Raw genomic sequence first — 21,551 nt, forward strand, 5'->3', positions numbered from 1 at the left:
AAATGACGACCATCAGCTATAGACAGACCGGCACGCGGAACCCGTTTCCGTCAGGCGGAAGTTACATGCCCTTCTTTTCTCGCATCGCTGATCGCTGGCAGCAGTGGCGCTCCCTTCGCGAGCTCGAATCTCTGTCCGATGACATGCGCAAGGACTTGGGCTGGCCGGCCGCAAACGAAATCAAGAAGCCGAAAGCCACCCGATGATAGTGAAAGAGCATAACAACTGAAGGCGACGCTCAACCCAAGCGAGCGTCGCCTTTTGAACATTTCCGCATCCAGATGCGAATCGCATTTTAATCCTGAGAATTACCCACAAATATATTTCGTCGCTTGAGCATATCGCTTGCCTCCGCTTCGCTTCTCTCCTTCATGCCCGTATTTTTCATAGTAGACGCAAATATCCCTTTGCGGCCGCGATTATCCATGCCAATGTCGCTTATAGACCATCGGGCCGACGTATTTGACGCAAGGAATACGTAACGGCCCTGGAACATGGATTTTCACGACATGAGCAAGACCCCGATCAAGACGCGCTCCCTGGTTTTCTTCCTTGTTCCGCATTTCACCATGCTGCCGTTTTCTGCTGCGATCGAGACGCTGCGGATTGCCAATCGCATGCTGGGCTATCCCGCCTACACATGGCGGCTTGCCTCGACGGACGGTCAGAAAGTCTATTCTTCCAGCGGCATTGGACTGGAGGTCAATTCCTCCCTCACCGACGAGCGTCGCTATCTAGGCGGAGAGAACCGCCCGAACATGGTACTGGTCTGTTCCGGCATCTATGTCGAAGAATTCCACAACAAGTCGGTCAATGCCTGGCTGCGCGAGACCTACAATCGCGGTGTGGCCGTCGGCAGCCTCTGTACGGGCGCCCATGTGCTTGCCCAGGCGGGCCTGTTGAACGGCAAGCGCTGTGCGATCCACTGGGAAAATCTGCCGGGCTTTTCGGAAACCTTCCCGCAGGCGGAAGTCTATGCCGATCTCTATGAGGTCGACAGCAATCTCTATACATGCGCGGGCGGCACAGCCTCACTCGACATGATGCTCAATCTCATCGGCCAGGATTTCGGCGAGAACCTCGTCAACCGCGTCTGCGAGCAGCAGCTGACCGATCGCGTGCGCAGCCCGCACGACCGCCAGCGCCTGCCGCTGCGTGCGCGCCTGGGCGTCCAGAACTCCAAGGTGCTGTCGATTATCGAGCTGATGGAAAGCAACCTGGCCGAGCCGCTGTCGCTTCTGGAAATCGCCGACGATGCCGGCCTGTCGCGCCGACAGATCGAGCGCCTGTTCCGCCAGGAAATGGGCCGCTCTCCGGCCCGCTACTATCTCGAGATTCGCCTGGATCGCGCACGGCATCTGCTGGTGCAATCCTCCATGCCGGTCGTCGAAGTGGCGGTCGCCTGCGGCTTCGTCTCCGCTTCGCACTTCTCCAAGTGTTATCGCGAACTCTATAATCGCTCGCCACAGCAGGAGCGCGCCGAGCGCAAACTGACCATGTCGACCAACCGTACCGGCATCGTCGTCTGAGAGCAGTGGAAAAGGCAAGCGGATCATGCAGGCGGCTTACTGGGCCGCCTCTTGGGCCATCTTGAAATCGGAATAGACCTGATTTCGGCCATTGTGCTTCGCCATGTAGAGAAACTGGTCCGCGGCGTTGAGATAATTGTCGAAGGACTCGTAGCCGGCAATTTCCGCCACCCCGATGGAAACAGTCACCGAAAGCTCTTCGTCGTCGGCATGAACCTTTAGGCTGGCAAGGCTGAGGCGGACTTCATCGCATAGCGCGGTCGCCGCACGCGAATTCATCTCTGCAAAAAGAATGGCGAATTCTTCCCCACCGAGGCGGGAGAGCAGATTGTCGGTGCCTTCCAGCAACCCGTGCAGTCGGCCGGCAACGGCCTTCAACACCTGATCGCCGATCTCGTGACCATAGGTGTCGTTCAGTTTCTTGAAGTGATCGATGTCGAGAATGGCAACCGAGCTTGGACGCTGACGACGCAGGCATTCGTTGACCAGCCGCGGGCCATGATCATAAAAATAGCGCCTGTTGTAGAGCCCGGTCAGATAATCGCTAGCCGCTGCCGCCCGCAGCTGTTTCAGCTGTGACAGCGTCTCGACGTTCAACGCGATACGACATTGCAGCTCCTCCTGGACGAAGGGGCGGTAGATGAAATCGCTCGCGCCGGCCTTCAGGAATGTCGCAGACAGCAAACGATCGTTCGAAGAGGATATGCCGATGATCCGCATCCGATCCGAGCCATAGCGGTGGCGGATGCGGCGGGTCAGCTCATGGCCGTTCATATCAGGCATATTGTAATCAGTGACGACGATTTCGATGTCGTCGAATGTCTCAAGCATCGCCAGGGCTTCGATACCCGTGCCGGCTTCGGCGACCTGGAATTGCTGAGCATGCAGCAAATCCGTCAGCATTTTGCGGGCTGAAGGCACATCGTCCACAACCAAAACACGCATCGACCGGTTGGCAATGGCACGCCTTACCGAGGAGACGAGATTGTCGAGGGCGAACTCGCCGTCCTTGAGCACATAGTCAACGACATTGCGCTCCATGATGCGATTGCGCGTCGCAATGTCGAAAGACGCCGTGAAGACGATGGTGGGAATGTCATGGGCAACGGCAACATCCAGGGCTTCTCCATGGGCAGCATCCGGAAGGTTGAGATCGATCACCGCCATCGTGAAGCTGCTATCAGGCCCCGCCAGCACCTCGTTCAGCATTTTCAAGGAAGAGCAATGCGTTACAGCCAGGCCGAGTTCGGTTTCGAACCGATGCGATAGCACTGCGGAAAACATGCGCGAATCCTCGACCAGAAGTATTTTCTGGCTGCCATTGCGGTGGCTAATGCCGCCGCCGAGGGATCCCACATGCAGTACCATTTCCCGTCAATTCCTCCCACACCATCAGGTGCATGAATATTCAGTCAATTGCAGGTCTGCCAAACCGTCTTGCACGTATCCTGAACAGGATTCGTGAAAAAATTGGAACCGCTGATTGCGGAGATTTACATAAAAGTGATTTTTCCTCACTTTTCTTACGGCTGTTTTGCCTGACTTGCCGCGCCTACGAGCTCTTTCCGGTCGGTTGAGCCGACTGAATCTGCAACAGAGTGTCGAGATTTTGATTCACGCGGCAGTAGAACTCCTCATCGATGAATGGCCGGAGGATGAAATCATTGCCACCCGCCTTGAGGAAGCGGGCGGAAAGCAGCCGGTTGTTGGATGACGAGACGCCAATGATGCGCAACTCATGGGAGCCGGTGGTCGCGCGAATACGTCGCGTCAGCTCGAAGCCGTCCATGTCGGGCATATTGTAGTCCGTGACCATAAGGCCGACATCTGGGCTGGCCTTCAGGATTTCGAGTGCTTTTGCACCATTCTCCGCAACGCTGACGCGGAAATTGTAGCGTTTCAGCCGGCTGGACAGCAAAGCGCGCGCCGTCGCGCTATCGTCGACGATAAGGACATGGTGACGATGGTTGGTCAGAAAACGGCAGATCGATTCCGCCAGCATATCCACCGCAAAGACATTGTCCTTGAGAATGTAATCCACCACATCCTTGGCGATCAGCTCGTCGCGCGTGCCTTCGAGAAAAGTACCTGTGAAGGCGATCGTTGGAATGCTGAGATCGACAAGATAGGCCAATGCCTCTCCCTTCTCGGCGCCTGGCAGGTTCATGTTCGAGATCGCCAGCTTGATCGGCTCCGACGACTTGTCGTAGGCGAGCTGCAGTTCTTCGAAATTGCGGCAGATCTCGACGTCGATGTCCAGAAGCTCCTTCAGCTTCGTACTGACCATCGATGTAAAAAGGTTGGAATCTTCAACGAGAAGAATGCGCGAGCCGGCAAGAGACGCACCGGAATATTGCATCCCCGAAACACCCAGAAATGGCATAATGAAAACCTGTTTTTGAAAATGATCCCCTCTGTATTCTTTTAGAACAAAGCCTTTGCGGATTTGTTAAGCCGACTGGTTTCCCGGAGGTGAAGAAAACAGCCCTCATTTGCCGCTTTCCAGGCGCGTTATCACCTGGACTCCCGCGGCGACGACATGCTCGAGATCCTGGATCCCACACGAGAGAAACAATCCCGAAGAGCGCCACACGCTTCCGTCGAGGAGCGCAAACTGCGAACTTCCGAGCGGAACCCACCGGAAACGACAACCGGCATCATTCCCGCTCGCGACACCATGGCTCTGTTTCACCGGGTTCTGCCGGTAATCAGATCACTCCGCCGCGGTCCTGCCCCGGCGCCGGCCTGTGCTCTTCGCTTCTGATACCTTGCCTTCGTCCAACAAAGCGGAATCGTCTTTCACGTCATCCTCAGCCTCAGGCCCATCTGCAAAATCCACCAAGGCATCGGCTGCGATATCCGGCTGCCTGCCTCGTCTGCCCTCGCGAACGATATGCAGCTCCTGATGCGGATAGGGAATGGAAATCCCCTCCTCATTAAAGCGCTTCAGGATTTCGATGCGCAGATTGTTGCGAATCTCCATGCCGTCGGAGAGATCGGACAGATAGAAGCGCATCTCGAAATCGAGCGACGATGGACCGAAGCGCAGGAACTCCACATGCGGCTCCGGATTCCTGAGAACCTTCGGAATCGAGCGCACCAGCTCCAGCAGGATATCCATCACCTTGCGCGGATCGGTATCATAGCTGACGGATACGGGGATTTCGGAGCGGGCGAGCCTGTTGCGATGCGTCCAGTTGCCGACGGACGCATTGATAAGCTCGGAATTCGGCACGATGATCGACTGCTTGCGGAAGGTCTCGATCTCGGTCGCGCGCACCGAGATGCGCTTGACGATACCTTCCGATGTTCCCGAGACGATCCAGTCGCCGACCTTGAACGGCCGCTCGACCAGCAGGATCAGGCCGGACACGAAGTTCGACACGATATTTTGCAGGCCGAAACCGATACCGACCGAGAGGGCACTGGCGACGAGCGCCAGGCTGGACAAATCGATGCCGGCAGCGGAAATGGCAAAGATCGCCGCCAATGCTATGCCGAGATAGCCGATGCCGGTTCTCACCGAGTTGCGGACACCCAGATCCACTTGTCCGCGCGCCATGACATTGCTGTCGAGCCAGCGCTGGAACCAGCGCGTGACCAAATAGCCGCCGGCAAACAGCAGAATGCCGACGAAGATGCCGAGCAGCGAGATCGACATATTCCCGATCTTGATCTCGGTGAAGAGCCTGTAAGCGAAGGTTTCCAGATCCTGGATATGGAAACCCCAGGACAGCAGGATGAGCGGAATGCCCGTTAGCAGCGCGACGGCGTAGGTCGCAAGACCGGCGGCGAGACCGGCCTGATCGAGTGCCACCTCACGTAGCGTCAAGCGATTTTCCAGAAAGCGGCCGATGATCGTTTCGGCAAAGACGCCCTGCTTGGACACGGCCTTGCCGAGTTGGAAGCCGAGATACATGGTCGCGATGACGGCACTCGTCACGATCATCTGCGTCGCCATGAAGCGGGCCAACCCGACATAGCCGATGAACGAGGTGAAGATCACCAATATGCCGAGAACTCGAAGAATGATGGCCATCCCATGAGGCCAATGGCGGCCCGGCGCATCCGGATCGCCATTCTTGGCCAGCATCGGCGAGCCGAAGGAGGCCGCAATCAGGATAAGACCGATCAGCAGTGCCGCCAGGAAGCTTTTCGCGACGGTAACGACGACCGGCGATCCCAGGGACTCGCTGATGCGGTCGAAGACGTAATCCAGCCCGTTGACCACAGCCATGGCCTGCAGGCACCAGGTGAGCGAATGTGCCCCTTTGTTCGACAGCTTGACCAGGCGCCAATGCGGCCGGAACGGCGCGAAAACGGCATTGCTGAGGCGGCCGACAAAATAGACGAGGCCGATGAAGCCGAAGACCGCCGCCAGTATCGGCGCGATATCAGGCCGCAGCACATTGAAATTCGAGAGGAAGAAGAAGGATGTGACGAGAAAGGCCGCCAGCGACAGCGTGCGGATCAGCGTCGACCAGAAGGCAACGGAGAGCCGGCTGATATAGGGCGGGTTCTCGATAGCCTCATCCTGCACATAGTAGCGGCGGAACAGCCGATAACCACCGACAAGAAATATCAGTGCAGCGCCGATCGACAGGCAGACGGCGGCCAGGAACGAGGCAAGCTTGGCCTTGAGCACAAAGCCGATCCAGCTCGTCACGGCGGTACTGAACTTGACGCCCTCGTCGACCAGGGCCGCGCCTGCATCGTCGAATGTCGTGGTGGAAACCTCCGTCCGCTTGAATAGCGTCTCCGCAAACAACTTTCGGCGCATCTCCATGAATTGCATCGAAAGCCGACTGCTTTCTGCGGTCAGATTGTCTGCATCGAGGATCACGGCGCTGATCTGCGAGCGTTCGGCATTAAGCCTTTCGCGCTCCTGCGCGACGATCGGAGCCTCGGGTGGCTGGCCTTCCTTCGGAGCTGCACCGAGTTGTGTCAGGCGTGCATCGATCTCAGCGGTACGGGGTTTCAGGCGCGCGGAAATAGCAGCAGTGGTGCGATTGAGTTCGTCAACCTGGCCGGAAAGCGCCACAAGCGTTTCATCGTCCGCTGTTGCCTGCTTCGCTGCCTCCTGAAGCGATGCGTAGGTCTTCTTTGCCTTGCCCAGATCGGTGACGGCTGCATCCAGCAGCCCATTGGCGAGCTGCCCGGGTTGTTGATCCGTTTGCTGCGACGCCTGGGCCGGCTGCTGATCCTGCGCAAGGGCAGCCCCCGCCAGCGGAATGATGGCGGTAAACACGCCCAATCCCAGCAGCAAAAGGGACAATAGAAAAAGACGAGATTTCAGCGGGCGCAAGCAGAGCTCCTCGTTGCACATGAAGTCGCAGGCAGTGGATGACTAAAATCGCCGCAAAAATGGAGACTCGAGTCGCCCTATAGTAGGATTGCGAATTCCATAGTCTTTACGCGTACGCCTTGTAAGACAAAGAAAGGCGACACGAAGGCATTCCATGCCCTTATCCTGTCCGCAATCTCGCTCAAAACCGGGTATCGCCCGCTCTCATCTTGGCGACGCCCTGTCGCATCGACCATGCCCGCCGGAAATAGGCCAGGAAAACAGCTTGGCAATGGGTCGATCTATGCGCGTCCGCTCCGCAGTATCAGGATGAAGGCGACGCCTCCGGCAAGCCCGGTGACCACGCCGATCGGCATGTCCTCTGGAGCCATGACCAGGCGCGCGATGATATCAGCCCAGATCAAGGTCAATGCGCCGAAAGCGGCGCTCAGCGGCACCACACGCACATTATCCCCACCCACGATCAGCCGCACGAAATGCGGCACCATCAACCCGACGAAGCCGATTGCGCCTGAAAAGGCGACCATCACGCCGGTCAGCAGCGCCGTGATGACGAAGAGCAACAGGCGAAACTGCGCGACGGCAATGCCAAGCGTGACGGCCGTTTCATCGCCCATAGCAAGTGCATTGAGCTCCCTCGTCTTCGGAAGAAGCAAGACGAGGCAGAGCAGCAGGATGCCGGCGGGATAGATAAGATGCTGCCATTGTGCCAGTCCTAGCCCGCCCAGCATCCAGAAGACAACGGTGTTGGCGGCTCTCGGATCGCCCAGAAAGATCAGGAGGTTGCCAAGTGCCGTGAACACGAAGGCTACCGCCACGCCCGACAGGACGAGCCGATCGGCCGATTGCGAGCGCGTCAGCCGCGTCGTCAGCCCGACGGCCGCGGTTGCGAGCAAGGCGCCGGCAAAGGCGAACAACGGCACCGTCAACAGGCCGAGGATCAGCCCGGTGTGCAACAGCGCCAGAATAGCGCCGAATGCCGCCCCGGAGGAGACGCCGAGGAGATGTGGGTCCGCCAATGGATTTCGCGTCAGCGCCTGCAGGACGGCGCCGGTGATGGCAAGCCCCGCCCCGACAAGGGCGGCCAGAACGACGCGCGGGAAACGGACGTCCCAGACGATGCTCTCCTGTCCGCTGGACCAGGTAACCGGAAAGGCACCCGCATGCAGTCTGTTGCCGACGATCGACCAGACGGTGGAGAACGGAATGGATGCCGAACCAAGCGACACACCGGCGGTGATCGACAGGATGAAGCAGATCGCGAGCAAGGGGATGAGAATAGAGAGGTTGAGGCGCATGTTTAAATCTTGAAGAAGAGATCCGCTCCGTGATGAACTGGACGGATCGGCATTACAGACGATTACATGGCGCTCGGGTGAAAGGCCTTGGCCAGCGTAGCAATGGCCTCGATGTTGCGCGGCCCCGGCGTCGCCTCCACATAGGGCAGCACGACGAAGCGTTCATTCTTCACGGCACCGATATTCCTGAAGGCCGGATTGCCCTTGAGAAAGGCGATCTTCTGGGCGGCGGTCACCTGGCCGTAATCGACGATGACGATCACTTCCGGGTTCTTCTCGATGACCGGCTCCCAGGACACCTCCGTCCAGCTCTTCTCGACGTCGTCCATCACGTTGACGCCGCCGGCAGCCTCGATCAAGGCGGTTGGAATGCCGTAGCGCCCCGATGTGAACGGCTTCTCCTCACCGGAGTCATAGACGAAGACGCTGGTCGGCTTGTCGACATGACCGATCCTCGCCTGGATCTCGGCAAGCTGCTTGCGATAGCCGGCGACGAGCGCTTCCGCCCTGTCCTCGACACGGAAGATCCTGCCGAGATCGAGGAGGTCAACGAACATGTCGTCCATGGTCGGCTTGTTCTTCTGCATGACGAAGATGCAGGATTCGGTCAGCTCATAGACCTTGATGCCGAAGGGCGCGAGCGTTTCCGGAGTTACCTCGCCGCCGACCTTCATGCCGTAGTTCCATCCGGCAAAAAAGAAATCCGCATTGGCACCGAGCAGCACCTCCTTGCTCGGATATTTCGGCGACAGCTCCGGCAGTTCCTTCACGCCGTCACGCAGCTTCTCATCCAGCGTCTTCCAGCCGGAAATGCCGGTATAGCCGACCATGCGGTCCTGCAGCTTCAGCGCCAGCATCATCTCGGTCAGGTTGACGTCGTTGGAAACGGCCCGCTCCGGCGCTTTGTCGAAGGTTACATCGCGATTGCAGCTGCGCACGGTGACGGGCTCGGCGAATGTCGTGCCCCCAAACAGGCTTCCGATAAGCAAGGCCGCGGCAGGTAGGGATATGCGAGAAAACATGAATAACTCCAATGATCGTATTATCGAAGGGAAAAGGAAAATCGTTGCGGGCCGCCGTCGGTGTGATGCAGCCGCGTGCCGACCCTGAAAGCGCTTGAGACGTGCTCCACAGTCAGGACTTCGGCAGGTTCGCCGTGGCCCGTGAGCCGCCCGCAATCCATGACGGCGATCTGCGTCGCAAAATCAGCGGCGAGATTGATATCGTGCAGTGTCGTGATGATCGTCGGGCCGAGTCCCTTGAGTAGCTCAAGAATCTCGAGCTGGTGTCGGATGTCGAGGTGATTTGTGGGTTCGTCGAGGATGATGAGCTCCGGTTCCTGCGCCAAGGCCCGGGCGATCAGCGCCCGTTGCTTCTCGCCGCCGGACAGCGATGCGAATTGCCGCAGTGCCAAAGCTTCCAACTCCAGCCGCGTAAGGACTGCGGTGGTGACGTCGTGATCGCGATCACTCCAGCGCGCCATGCCCTTGCGATGCGGAATACGCCCCATCAACACCACATCCCGCACACTGAAAGGAAAATCGCCTGGCGTCTCCTGCGGCACGACGGCGATCCGCTGCGCCGCCTCCCGCGGACCGATGGACCACAGATCCACGCCGTCGAGATACACCCTGCCCCGCTGCGGCTTGAGGCCGCGATAGAGGCAGCGCAGCAAGGTCGACTTACCGGCTCCGTTCGGACCGATGATGGCAAGCCGGGCGCCAGCCTCGACGGACAGCGTAATACCGCTGATGATCGGCATTCCCTTCTGGGCACCCCAGCTGATGCCGTCTGCTTCCAGTCGTGCGCTTCGTTCGGACATGACCCGGCTCCTATTGCAACACGACCAGTTGGCGTTCGGCTGAAACGATGGCGGCGGGAATGCGCGCAAGGGTCTTGCCTGCCAGCGCTCGCGGGCGTTCGCTTTCGCGGCTCAGCCCATCGGGGCGATCCCGATAGAGCCGCGCGAAGGAGATGAGGGCACCTATATCGTTCGCATCCTCGATGTCACCGAAGAGGTACGTCGCCTTTGCCGTGGCCTGGAAAGCGACCGTGCACGGCCGTTCGCAACCCGCCATGCAGACACTGCCTTCCAGGCAGAAATCATCCGCAAGTGCAGCGCCAGCCTGGGAGATCGCCATCTGCAAATGCTTCAGGAGCTCGAGGCCCGGCCGGCATGGTTTGCCGACATAACGGCAGTTGGTGCACACGGTGATCCGGTGCGTCGCCTCTTTTGTATTATCCATGAGATGCCTCCCGGAGATTTCGCCGGAGGCACAGTCAAGATAGGGCCAGCGGACGCAGCGGCGCCCTCGCCCAACCACTGATTTTCCATCGGAACACCCCGTCCGTTGCGGTTGATATCGTCGATGGCAGGTCTCCTGGCTCGCGGGTCACAACTCGTTCGCGCCTTCCCGGCTTAACGCCAGTGGCATATTGCGAACGCGCTCTCCGCTTACAGTTGCGGGGGCAGCCACGGTCTTGGCCCCTGATGGGTAATCCGCACCGTGTTCCCTTTTCAGCCGCTATCAGGATCGATCCGAAAGCAGCACCATCGGCGGTATTCATGTCACAGAAAGCGGATGCGGGCAACGGCGATGTCATATGCGCTTTCATTAGTCCTGGAGCTTCGGCTTAGGTAGCAGTCATTAGTTACGTTATTACATAACAAATGACAAGCCACTATCCCGTTCGCGGCCGAAACTGCGATATGCATGTGCGAAGGCGCCGCAATCACGATCCAGAATGGAAGAAACCGCTGAGTTGTTAGACCGCCTTGCACTGAGGATGGAAACGCTCCGCGACACTCTCTGCCGCCGCATAGGCCTGCGTCACGATCTCAGGCACCAGATCGATGTCGGGGAGACTTCCAAGTCCCAAGGGACCAATCGCAAAAAGCCCCTCTGTCGTGCGCCCGTTGACCTCGAGCGACCCTGTCGCCTCCACGGCGAGGCCGAGGCCAAGCTCGTCCGGCACCGCAAGGCCGGCATCGATGAGGCTGCGCAGCAAGGGTGCATTCAGATCCGGCGCCTGGCACCGGCAGTCGATTACATCGTCGGCATAGAGCTGCTCGGTCTCCTGCCGGCCAGCCGGCCTCAAAACCAGCCCAGTCGGCGTGCGGCGGATAAAATGACCGCGCCGCAACAGCGTATTGCCCTCGGCAAGCTCCTGATTGAGACGCACATGCAGCGCCTCAGGCAGCCGATTGCGATGGCTGTCATAAAGCGCCCGCAAATGGCGGTTGAACTGCTGCTTCTGCCCCGCCGGCAGGGATCGCCAAAGCGAGCGCGCGTGCTTGCGCAAGCCGTTCATGACGGATTGCCAGCTCTGGCCGTTCGCCTCCGCCTCGCCGCAAGCCTTGCGGACGAAGCGGACGATCTCGCTGAGCTTGCCGGGCATCTCGTCGGCAGGGAAAACCGGATCGGCATTATTGCGCGTGTGGCTCTGCGGCAGAAAGCCTCGCCGCGAAACGATAGTGATCTGCCCCGTATAGCCGCTCTCACGCATCTGCAGCAGCCGATCGACAACGCGCAGGCCGCTTCCGAGCAGGATCGTATGCGGTCGCGACACGAGACGGCGCGCGCGCACCGTCGTCGGCACGGTCACGAGATCGCTGGCCTGGAATTCGTGATCGCTAATGCCATAGCCTGTCGCCAGCACCACCATGTCGAAAGGCGCATTGGCGACGCCATCGCTTTCCACTGCGAAACGGCCGCCACGAACGCGCCGAAGCCCGAAGACCGTCTCACTGCTGACCTGCACCGCCACATCCCGCCGTGACGAGAAGGCTTCCGAAAAACGCTGATAGACGTAGTCGCTGAAAATGCTCTTCGGCACGAAGATCTGCAAAAAACCGGGTATGGCGGCGGGCACGGCGCTGCGGAAAGGCGCATTGCCGCAAAGCCATTGATTGAAATCGTCGGGATCGCCGGCGGAAACGGAAAGATCGCGAACACGGCTGTTGAGAATTTCGCTGCTATGTCCGGAGGCGAGCGCCTGACCGCCGCTGACGCTGGAATTGGGATCGAAAAGCTGCAGATGGAAGGGAAAGCGAACCGTCTTCATCAGGGCGATCGCCATCATCATGCCGGAAAAACCGCGCCCGATCACGGCAATGCGCGGCATCGCATAAGGCTGCGCCGTCGCGTTCGTCCTGGCAGAAAAGAATCCCTGAACCGTCATATCAACTCCTGGGGCAAGAGGTGGTCGATCATGCCTTTCTTGGGGCTTGCTCACTTCACAGGTCCGGAAACACAGACGCCAATATCCGGTCCTCGGCAACCTTGGAACTGCGGTCGGCAGAACGCAAGAAAGCCGCTTCCGTTCTCAATACGCGTCGCGCTTCTTCAATCAGGACCCTTCCAAAATGAAAGATGCGACAGGCAGGTCCAACTCCGATCCAACACCAGATGCCTGCAATCGGCCGCCATATGATTACTTCGTCAAAAGCCATCAGGCAGCAGAATTATTGCTATTGTCTACTTATTTAGTCGTATATGAAAGCGCGAAAACGCGCTGCTAGCAAGTGCTTTCTTGTCCGGTCGGAATAGGGTCGACCAAGCTGCGGCACGGAAAACGGCCGACGACCGGACACTCCCTTCGTATCCTGCACTCACGTCGACGGGCAAAAAAGGAAAGCAATTCCAAGCTCTAAGATCAGCTTATGAAGCAGCTTTCGCTATTCGTTGGCCGCAGGAAAGAGGGCTCGCAACCTCTATCCTCAACGTATTATATCGGGCCGCGCGCTTACAATTTTCGTGGTCGACGCCTATCGTGTCCGAGGGCGCGATATGAATGCACCAGGAAAATCCGTTGTACACTCCATCTATCGAAATTAAGATCGCAGCGATTTGCTGCGCCTGAGAAACCGACTTGGCGCTGGCCGAGGAGTGGTGAATGGGGACTGTTTCGCAGTTGCACGAACGCGTCAGACCGCCTGCCCATCGCATCCAAAGCGAAGAGGAAGCGCTCGACATCGCGCGTTCGCTCGCGGCCGCCTTCGCTCAGCATGCAAGCGATCGGGATATCAACCGCATTCTGCCCTATGACGAGCTCGAGGCCCTATCGCAGTCAGGCCTGCTCGGGATTTCCGTTCCGTCGGAACATGGCGGCATCGATATTTCAAACAGCGTTCTCGCCGAGGTCGTTGCCACCCTCGCCGAGGCCGATCCTTCCATAGCACAGATATTGCAAGCGCATTTTCATGTGCTGGAAGCGGTGAGAATTGCGGGTGGCGAGGACCAGCTGGCATCCCTTTTCGAGCGTGCCATTACCGGCGATCGTTTCGGCGGCATCTTTTCCGAATCCGGTGCAAGCGGCACCGACCAGCACGCCTTGCATCTGACAGCGGACGGGCTCGGCTTCCGCCTCAACGGACGGAGCCGGCCCTCCGCCAGCATTCTGTTTTCGGACTGGATCGCGCTATTCGCGACGGACAAACGCAAAGGGCTGATAGCCGCTGTCGTGTCCAGAAATACGGAGGGCATCCAGATCATCGACGACTGGGATGGCTTTGGTCAGCGCACTTCCGGAAACGGCACGACCATATTGCATAATGTCTATCTCAATGGCGACGCCCTTCTCCTGCATCGGGAAAAGCTGGCGGAGCCCACAGTGATCGATAGCGTGAACCAGCTCACGCGCGCCGGCATCAATCTCGGCATTGCCCGTTCCGCGCTGACGGCGACGATGGAATTCGTGCGGACGCGCTCGCACTCAGGGGAAGGCAACGGGGATGAGCGATCCGTCAACGATCCGCTGATCGTGACGAGGATCGGCGAAATTGCCATCCGTATCGAAGCGGCGACGGCGATGGTGGAGCGCGCCGGCGGCAAGATCGATGCCGCGCAGATCAATCTCACCGAAGATCATGTTATCGACGCCGCGCTCTCCGTTGCGGCGGCCCAGACGATTACGGCCGATATGGCGATGGAAGCAGCCGACGCGCTGTTCGAGCTTGCGGGCACGGAGTCTGCGCGCATCGGACTGAACCTCGACCGCCACTGGCGTAACGCCCGCATTCACACCCTGCATGAACCGGCCCGCCGGAAATACCACATCGTCGGCAACTACCATCTCAACGGCGTAAAGCCATCGAAGACCTCATTACCTTAATGGGCGCAGGAGAATCGACAAGGTCAGCCGATGTGTGAAGCCCGGCGGTCTTCCCGTTCCGGCAGATCAGCGTCAGCGCCGCCGGCAACAAATTGCTCCAACGACATGTTGTCGAGAATCTCTGCAATCGCGTCACGCACCTCAGTCATCGAGCGCCGAACCTGACAGCGTTCCGGATCGGAACAGTCGTCGCAGGCTTCATAGGCCGTGCGGCTGGCGCAGCGGATAGGTGCCAACGGACCGTCCAAGGTACGGATGACATGGCCGATGCGGATTTCCGATGCGGGACGCGACAGCGAATAACCGCCGCCCGGGCCTTTCTTCGACCGCAACACGCCAGCGTTTCGCAATTCAAGGAGAATGGTATCCAGAAACTTCTTCGGGATATTGTTGCGTAACGCGATATCGTTGATGAACGCGGTTTCACCCGGACCAAGGCGTGCGAGATCCACCAGCGCCTTCAGTCCGTACTTTCCTTTTTTCGTAAGCATCGCCGTCCGCTTTACTGCAAAGTCAATTGTTGAAAACCCGGCATAGCTCGAAAGAGACTCAACGGGCAGATCCTGTCAGCATGGGACTGCGGAAGTAACCCCGCAATCTCGTGGGAACAAGATAGTAACTCACAAATTGTATAGTTTATATGAGTAAATTTAGGCAAATGTATCGTCTAAGCAACGATTTTGCGGCTTTTCTTGGATTTTAGGCGGCGCTGCTATCCAAATATGTCTTGCCTTGCCCACGCCTGTAATCGGCGATCGCGCCGGCCACCTGGTCGGCCACCAGAACGGCATGCTCGATCACCTCGGGCAATCCCATCAATTCGCCGAAGGTTCCGCGCGCAAGCGGTCCGGAGATGAACAAGGAAGGAACCAGCGTACCATCGCCGGCAAGCGCCCGTGATTGCGTATCGCAGAAAAACCCCAGTCGCGCTGGATCCATTGCGAGATAACCGGCCTTGGATAGCTCATCGATCCAGCCTTGCGATTGCAGGATCCCGCGGTGCCCTGGTCCGGTGGTGACCACGACCGCATCGAATTGCCTTTCAACGGACAGCTCTGAGCGGCTGAGTCGCAGAGTGCAGTCGACGATGCCATCGGCGATGCCATCGGCGACGCCGACAGCCGCGACCGAAGCCGCCAGTATTTCCAGCCGGCCGCTTGCAAGCGCTCCTTCGCTGGCAGCCTCCACCTGCGGTGCGACGCGAAACCGATGCACATCCCAGAATGGCCTCAAATGCCGGACGAGACGCCGCCGCTCCGCAATCGGCAGCGCATGCCAGACATGCCCGCCTTGCGCCCTCACCTGATCGATGACGGCATGCCAGCTGCGGCCCTCGGCCTGCGCCTTGCGGATGGCGGTTCGCACACCGCGCAACAACTCGACTGCCGTCTTCGACGGCTGCGTGGCGAAATCGCCGAAAGGCTCCTGCTTGACCGCCGCATGGCCGCGCGAGCGCAGACCGCGTCGGGATATGGCGGTAACCGGCCCCTTATGACCCCTGAGCTCAAGCGAGGCTATGACATCGGCCGAGGTCAAGCCATTGCCGACGATCAGAACGCGATCCTCGGCGCGAATGGCCGCAAGCGCATCCGGTCGTGTCGGATCGGGAATGAAGCGCGGGTGATCGGCAAGCGCATCTTGCAGCACTGGTGGCGGCAAGGGGGACGGATGGCTGGTGGCGATGACAAGAATATCGGCATCCACACGCTGTCCATCAGTACCGGTGACCGTCCAGCGGTCGCCCCTCCTCTGAATGCGTTCGACACTTTGCCTGATATGGAGGAGCCGCCCATTCTCAAGAAAAGGGCGGATCATGCTATTGATATAGTTGCCGAAAACGGAGCGCCGCGGAAAAAAACTGCCATTAAGGGCGACCGCCGCATCATCATTGGCAAGCGCGTCATTCTCCAGCAACCAGCGCTGAAAATGTTCGATGTCGTCGGGCAGCAGGCTCATTTTTGCCGCCGGCACATTGATGCGGTGGGCAGGATCTTGCGTGTCGTAGGCAAGCCCTGCCCCTAGACGCTCCCTCGGCTCGAATATAAAGAGCTGACCGGCCTGCACCGGCTGTTTCTGTAGCAAATGGAAAGCAACCGCCGTCCCGGAAACGCCGCCGCCGACTATGACGATAACAGGCAGATCAGGCGCCTTATGCTCCAGGTCAATGGTCAATAGCCAACTTCCTCCAGATCGATCGCCACACGAATTCTACATCCGTCGGCAACAGCAATTATCATTGAGATAGAAATATACTCTATAAAATTTGTTGACAACACGATTGCAGCGCGTGCCCGCCCGCCCTGCAACCAACAGCAGTCAATACAGTGCTGATATGCCTTTGCAAACAAACGGTTATTTGTGCTTCGCACAACATTGTTTTTGCATCGCAAGATGCAAAAAGCTTGGCATACACCCGTGGGAGGAACATACTAGTAGTTGTTCTGGTTCATGTTCTCTGTGGGAGGAGAAACATCATGGAACTACTTCGTCTGCTCACCGCGTTCGACTATACCTTGGTGCTGATTCTGGCCGCCATCTTTGTATTCAGCGTCATGGAAGGCGGGCATAAGAAACACTGATTGCGCGCCGTTGAAGGTGACGGTCATTGCCGTCTGACAAACATGTCGGGCGTTATTTGAGCGCGGTTCAATCATCGAGTAATTCCGCCAGCCCGGCTTATCCGAGCACAGGCACGAATACCGCTTACAGCAACAGCGTAATCTGGTGATGCAGATTGGTTACCGCGCGATCAGCGCCGGGCCGGATATTCCGCCAAATCAGAGATTGTAGATCGCGCAAGATCCGCGATAGAATCCGAACCCGCTCCTTCTGGTTCAGGAATGAAGCTGCTCGGTTATACTTACAAAACTTAATCGCAAAATTGCAGCATCTGATTGTATAATCGGATGTATCTATTCATCATTCTGGTGAAAACAGTTCACAAGCTTCGCGCAAACAATTCATTGGATATTACCCAGCATCAATAAAGCACGAAGCAAACAGGATATACTTATGGGATACGACTGGGACGGCATCAAGACGCGCCGCATGCGAAGACTGAAATATGGGATTTCCCTATTTCTTTTCACGATGTCGATATCTGCGCCAACCGCGTTTCTCCTGCATCTGCGCTGAAGCCATTGGCATAGCGATCGCTTCGTGGCCGTTTCAAAACTTCTCCAACTGCGAAAGACGCCGTTCAACCTGACGGGAACCAAAGCAGCCTCCGTTCGTTCCTGGAGGAACTTACTCGCAACCAAGGAGGGCACCATGGCCGACATCTCGCTAGACAAGGACATCAATGCGCAGATCGATGAACTGCGCAGCCAGATCGATAGGCTCTCCACCGATTTGGCAAAGCGGATCGATAGCGCGTCGGATCGTGCCGACGAGGCCCTTTTTTCAGCAAAGGGAAAAGTTGCAAGCATCGCGGATCATGCCCGCTCCGAGGGCCGAAACGTGGTGCAGGTGGCAAAGGAAAATCCGACAGCCACCAGCTCCGTCCTGATCGTGACGGCGCTACTCGGGCTGTTTACCGGTCTTCTGCTAGGCAGGCTCTCCGACTGACCGACAATCGGGCAGCCGAAAACCCTTGACACGTCACAAATTATCTAACGTTTTCAAGGAATTTTTGGTGAGTGATGTATGGCTCGAACCTACGACCCGCTGATTAAGAGTAATCAAAATTTTTCGGAAGAGACTGCATTCCAAGGATACCGGTTTCCAATGGTGCCGCTAACTCACCCTGGAAACCACGTGAACATAACAAGAATTGGAAACCGGCATTGGTGTCATTTTTGTGCGCCCAGCGGCGCCCGGTGAGATCGATCGCATTCACGATGCGCCCTTCGCATTGTTCGGCCGGCGTGAAGCAGACAGAGACCTTCGCCGTTACAGATTGTTCCGCAAGTGTGGGTGACGTGACCAAGAAAATGAGGATCAAAACAGCCAGAAGTCTCATGATCCCACATGATGAAACGCCGTCACATAGGCGCCGAGGCTCGTACCTCTCCCCTCAATGACAATTTGAGTGCCGGGCGCGAGCGTTAGCCTTAAGTCATCCGAAACTCGGCATAGACTCTTAAAAAAAAGCGGTAGCCCCTGGAGGTCCACCGGTGAACGGCAGCCCCGATGGTCCTTTCCATTAGCTTCCGCCACCTTGTAAATGAGTTCAACGTGATGACCGGCAACTGCAGCCGCAACCATGGGGCCACTGACAAGAATCGACACGCTTCCCAGAAAATAGCCGAAAAACAGCGCCATCAATACAGCAGCGATCTTCCTCACTTCTCCTTCAACGGCATGCAAACCTTTGACTACGGCGACGACGGACAACAATGCCGTGACAAGGCCTACCACCATGCGAATGGAGCTCGTCGCGTCCGCCCAATACGTGGATGGCAAGTAGCCGTACCCAAACGTTGTTGAAAAGACGGACAAGAATGCGAGGAAAAGCAAAGCGAGGAACAAGGTCGCCGCGACCCGGCCAGCCCAGCGGACTGTTTTCACTTTCATTGCTTCACACATTTTGATCGGCTCGCCTGGGTTTTCTCAAGCTATCTTTCTCATACCCTCAGTTGCATTAGCAAGGCCTCTACCTCGCCAGTTCTCTCAGGCTTGACTCTTCTTAAAATGAGAACATTTATAGAACATGAAGGAAGACGCAGATGAGCACCGCCAAAAAATTCATCGTCCTGCCGTACCTAAAAAACCGTGGAAATCTTGTTCCGGGCGAGATGCGTCAGGCTTCGAATGAAGTGAGTGCGGAGAAAATCGCTGCGGTTACGGGAAGGAAGTCGCGCCGCGCAGTTTGGCGCGGGATGCGATGAGGCTCATGGAAAGCCGCTGGAGCAAGATCGAGCCCGCTGCATTCCGGAATAGCACGGAACTTGAATTGGAAGCCGTCGCCAATCTGCTGGAAACCGGACGGCCGAAAACCCTCGAGACGTTTCGAATTATCTAACGTTTCCAAGGAGTTTTTGGTGGGTGATGTAGGGCTCGAACCTACGACCCGCTGATTAAGAGTTAGATGATCTTATCCTTTAAAACCTCAGGTATATCATGCGTTCGTCAACATCTTTTATTGTCAACATGTCTTCACGGAGACAGTAAATCCTTTAGTTGCAGCATACCTGTAAACTTTTTTTGCTGTGATCAATTTAGATACCATTTGATCACCTCAATCTCGCCGCCTCATTTTGTGATTTTTACAAGCCAGTTACATCTTTTGAGCCAGTTAAACTTTAGAACTTGCCGGAGTTAGAAATCTCGGTCACCGTTTCTGTATCAACAAAATTGAGTACGAGTTGACGGTATGATCCACACTGAAGTTTTCGACGGAAACACGCTAAGAAAAGTCACTGGCCAGATCGCCAAGGGTAACGCTACGGGAGATACCTGGAAAGACGAGGAGTTGCCTGCTCTTCAAATCAGGGTGGGCAAGGCCTCGGCATCGTGGACGTTCAAGACGAAGGTCTCTAACGTCAAAATCGCTGACTTCTCGGTATTCGGAAAAAACGACGTTGAGACGCTCCGCGATCTAGTGAGACAAGCGAAGCAACTCGAAAAAGAGAGACGGAGCGCCGATTTCCTCTTTCGGGAGTTCGTTGAAAGCCGCTCGGTCACAGAAGCCAAAGCCGTTGCAGATGTCGAGGACGGTCTTGGAATGCAGTGGGAGAAGGCTCGCGATCTGTTCCTCGTCTGGCTCAAAGAGAACCGTAGCAAGGACACCCATCGGACGTATCGATCCGCGCTCGGTGCTGCACACAAGTCAACACTGTACCCTTGTTTCGAGCCGATCAATGGCCGCCCGATAGCCGCCATCACTACAGCCGACCTGGCGATGGTGCGAAACCGGATCAACAACCGCGGGAAGCGTGGAGAAGCCAAGGGCAGAAGCATCCGGCAGGCCGACCTCACCGTGGCAGCACTGAAGGCGGCATGGCTCCATTTCATCAACGAGCCTGAGACCTTCGGTATTGGCATTGCGAACGTTGTGACCGACGATCTGAGAAAGGTTCGAGACCGCGAGAAAGAAGTCGAATCTTCATCCGGCGAGACCGAGCGCACGATGAACCAGATCGAACTTGGGATGTTCTTCGATGAGTTGGGCACGGTCCGAAACGCAATGTCGCGCCTGATCCTGTCATTGCAGCTTCTCACGGGCCAACGCCGCCTCGACGTTTGCTCCGCGATCGCCGAAAGCTTTGTGCGGAGAGATGATTATGGCATCATCTGGCGACTGGAAGACAAGACCAAGTCGTGGCGCGTGCTTCCGCTTCCCCCCATCGCTCAGGACATCGTAAGCTCCGCTTTGGAGGAGCATTCTCACTACAAATCCCGCTACCTCTTCCCGAGGAATCGGAAGAAAAAGAACACCGATCCCGACACGGACGGCCATATCTCGGAGCGTACCCCATCAAAGATGATGGAGTTGATGCGTGAAAAAGGCGGTGCGTTTGAAGGCAGTCTGATCGATCCTTCGACCCACGATCTCAGGAAGGCGTTCATCACATTCTTCACGCCGAGAATTCACAAGTATTCCGTCGGCGGCCGTCAGCTAACAAAGGACGACATCCAGATGATCACCCATCTTGATGAGGGCCGCGAGACGACGGCCACGCTGGTCTACGACAAGAATGAATACCTTGACGTCAAGCTCGCGATCTTGACCGAGTGGCAGGATTACGTTGTCGAAGGCTTGAATCTCTGGCTCGCGGCCAAGTCGTTGAGGAACGCACAGAAGGCGGCCTAAGCCGCCTCTGCCAACCATTCGCGTCACGGATTGCAGTGGAGGTTACCACGGCTTTCGCTCATGAAGCTTGTTCCGCGATGCATGCACCGTTTCGATTCCGCTTTCGTATTTTCTGTGGTCGGTCCTGAAAATCGATCGCTTGTTCAGCGCACCAACTATGCCGCCCACCGACATCAGAGATCGTCGTAGCGAGACCGCAATCTCAGGTGCAGACAGACCTTCCCGGCGCATTTCGGTAGGGATCAGTCTTATTTCGAACACAAGCGCTCCGTGACTTACACGCCGTTCCTCCGGTCATCCTTGACTACAGTTGAGGTGACGGCCGGGACCGTGCCGACGCTTTGCGGCCGGTGACAGCCCCATTCTCCTTCTTTGATTTGCCTTGCCTACGCAGTTCGAGGATTATCGAATCTTGCTAAAACAACCAAAGAGAGTGGCTCGACATTGTAAGCACCCTATGATTTGCATGATCTTTATCGACGCTAACGTTCGGCCGCGAGTTTGGCTGCCTCTGCAGCGCTACCTTGAGACCACTTTCGATGATCGTGACC

The 21,551-nt window shown here is 57.3% G+C and carries 18 protein-coding genes and 1 riboswitch; of the genes, 6 read left to right on the top strand and 12 right to left on the bottom strand.

What is annotated here, in order from left to right:
* The first annotated feature begins 65 nt into the window (after window positions 1–65).
* Window positions 66–206, top strand: coding sequence for a YjiS-like domain-containing protein (locus AC13RM_RS08735; protein WP_374817373.1), 141 nt, complete (start codon window positions 66–68; stop codon window positions 204–206).
* A 303-nt stretch (window positions 207–509) separates the two neighbouring features.
* Entirely contained in the window at window positions 510–1,529 is a 1,020-nt protein-coding gene (locus AC13RM_RS08740) for a GlxA family transcriptional regulator (RefSeq protein ID WP_348627044.1), read from the top strand.
* Between the two features lie 36 nt (window positions 1,530–1,565).
* Here the strand turns inward: AC13RM_RS08740 and AC13RM_RS08745 are convergent, their stop codons facing one another.
* The 8 genes from AC13RM_RS08745 to AC13RM_RS08780 all read right to left on the bottom strand — a co-directional run bounded on the left by AC13RM_RS08745 (window position 1,566) and on the right by AC13RM_RS08780 (window position 12,314).
* A complete protein-coding gene (locus AC13RM_RS08745) occupies window positions 1,566–2,897 on the bottom strand; it encodes a diguanylate cyclase (protein WP_488554832.1) in 1,332 nt (443 codons plus the stop codon).
* Window positions 2,898–3,081: 184 nt separating this feature from the next.
* Window positions 3,082–3,912, bottom strand: a complete 831-nt coding sequence (locus AC13RM_RS08750) for a response regulator (RefSeq protein ID WP_488554833.1) — start codon at window positions 3,910–3,912, stop codon at window positions 3,082–3,084.
* A gap of 330 nt (window positions 3,913–4,242) precedes the next feature.
* Complete coding sequence (locus AC13RM_RS08755) at window positions 4,243–6,834, bottom strand: mechanosensitive ion channel family protein (protein WP_488554834.1); 2,592 nt, start codon at window positions 6,832–6,834, stop codon at window positions 4,243–4,245.
* Between the two features lie 281 nt (window positions 6,835–7,115).
* Window positions 7,116–8,132: a FecCD family ABC transporter permease gene (locus AC13RM_RS08760; protein ID WP_488554835.1), complete on the bottom strand. Its 1,017-nt coding sequence runs from the start codon at window positions 8,130–8,132 to the stop codon at window positions 7,116–7,118.
* A 62-nt stretch (window positions 8,133–8,194) separates the two neighbouring features.
* The gene (locus AC13RM_RS08765; protein WP_488554836.1) at window positions 8,195–9,154 is read right to left on the bottom strand and encodes an ABC transporter substrate-binding protein; all 960 of its coding nucleotides are present in this window, start codon (window positions 9,152–9,154) and stop codon (window positions 8,195–8,197) included.
* A gap of 20 nt (window positions 9,155–9,174) precedes the next feature.
* Window positions 9,175–9,954: an ABC transporter ATP-binding protein gene (locus tag AC13RM_RS08770; protein WP_488554837.1), complete on the bottom strand. Its 780-nt coding sequence runs from the start codon at window positions 9,952–9,954 to the stop codon at window positions 9,175–9,177.
* Window positions 9,955–9,964: 10 nt separating this feature from the next.
* The gene (locus AC13RM_RS08775) at window positions 9,965–10,378 is read right to left on the bottom strand and encodes a DUF1636 family protein (RefSeq protein ID WP_488554838.1); all 414 of its coding nucleotides are present in this window, start codon (window positions 10,376–10,378) and stop codon (window positions 9,965–9,967) included.
* 108 nt (window positions 10,379–10,486) lie between these two features.
* Window positions 10,487–10,703: riboswitch (cobalamin riboswitch) on the bottom strand.
* A 195-nt stretch (window positions 10,704–10,898) separates the two neighbouring features.
* On the bottom strand, window positions 10,899–12,314 hold the full coding sequence (locus tag AC13RM_RS08780) for an FAD/NAD(P)-binding protein (protein ID WP_488554839.1): 1,416 nt from the start codon (window positions 12,312–12,314) through the stop codon (window positions 10,899–10,901).
* Window positions 12,315–13,028: 714 nt separating this feature from the next.
* Here AC13RM_RS08780 and AC13RM_RS08785 point away from each other — a divergent pair.
* Window positions 13,029–14,246, top strand: a complete 1,218-nt coding sequence (locus AC13RM_RS08785; RefSeq protein ID WP_488554840.1) for an SfnB family sulfur acquisition oxidoreductase — start codon at window positions 13,029–13,031, stop codon at window positions 14,244–14,246.
* A 23-nt stretch (window positions 14,247–14,269) separates the two neighbouring features.
* Here AC13RM_RS08785 and AC13RM_RS08790 read toward each other — a convergent pair whose 3' ends face one another.
* Window positions 14,270–14,737 carry an RrF2 family transcriptional regulator gene (locus AC13RM_RS08790; RefSeq protein ID WP_488554841.1) on the bottom strand — a complete coding sequence of 156 codons (468 nt, stop codon included), beginning with the start codon at window positions 14,735–14,737 and terminating at the stop codon, window positions 14,270–14,272.
* A 208-nt stretch (window positions 14,738–14,945) separates the two neighbouring features.
* Complete coding sequence (locus AC13RM_RS08795) at window positions 14,946–16,418, bottom strand: FAD/NAD(P)-binding protein (RefSeq protein WP_488554842.1); 1,473 nt, start codon at window positions 16,416–16,418, stop codon at window positions 14,946–14,948.
* A 1,098-nt stretch (window positions 16,419–17,516) separates the two neighbouring features.
* Here AC13RM_RS08795 and AC13RM_RS08800 point away from each other — a divergent pair.
* Window positions 17,517–17,813 carry a hypothetical protein gene (locus AC13RM_RS08800; RefSeq protein ID WP_374817393.1) on the top strand — a complete coding sequence of 99 codons (297 nt, stop codon included), beginning with the start codon at window positions 17,517–17,519 and terminating at the stop codon, window positions 17,811–17,813.
* A 103-nt stretch (window positions 17,814–17,916) separates the two neighbouring features.
* Here the strand turns inward: AC13RM_RS08800 and AC13RM_RS08805 are convergent, their stop codons facing one another.
* Together AC13RM_RS08805 and AC13RM_RS08810 are read right to left on the bottom strand one after the other, a co-directional pair.
* Window positions 17,917–18,207, bottom strand: a complete 291-nt coding sequence (locus AC13RM_RS08805; RefSeq protein WP_285171464.1) for a hypothetical protein — start codon at window positions 18,205–18,207, stop codon at window positions 17,917–17,919.
* Window positions 18,204–18,761 (bottom strand): hypothetical protein, encoded by a 558-nt coding sequence (locus AC13RM_RS08810; RefSeq protein WP_374817395.1) that lies wholly within the window; start codon window positions 18,759–18,761, stop codon window positions 18,204–18,206. Before AC13RM_RS08810 ends, AC13RM_RS08805 begins: the two co-directional genes overlap by 4 nt.
* Window positions 18,762–18,913: 152 nt before the next feature.
* Between AC13RM_RS08810 and AC13RM_RS08815 the strand changes: the two genes are divergently transcribed.
* Both AC13RM_RS08815 and AC13RM_RS08820 read left to right on the top strand, forming a co-directional pair.
* On the top strand, window positions 18,914–19,075 hold the full coding sequence (locus AC13RM_RS08815; protein ID WP_374817507.1) for a hypothetical protein: 162 nt from the start codon (window positions 18,914–18,916) through the stop codon (window positions 19,073–19,075).
* Window positions 19,076–19,560: 485 nt separating this feature from the next.
* On the top strand, window positions 19,561–21,000 hold the full coding sequence (locus AC13RM_RS08820) for a hypothetical protein (protein WP_488554843.1): 1,440 nt from the start codon (window positions 19,561–19,563) through the stop codon (window positions 20,998–21,000).
* Window positions 21,001–21,551 lie beyond the last annotated feature (551 nt).

Source organism: Martinezella sp. CNPSo 3732, from assembly GCF_057784515.1.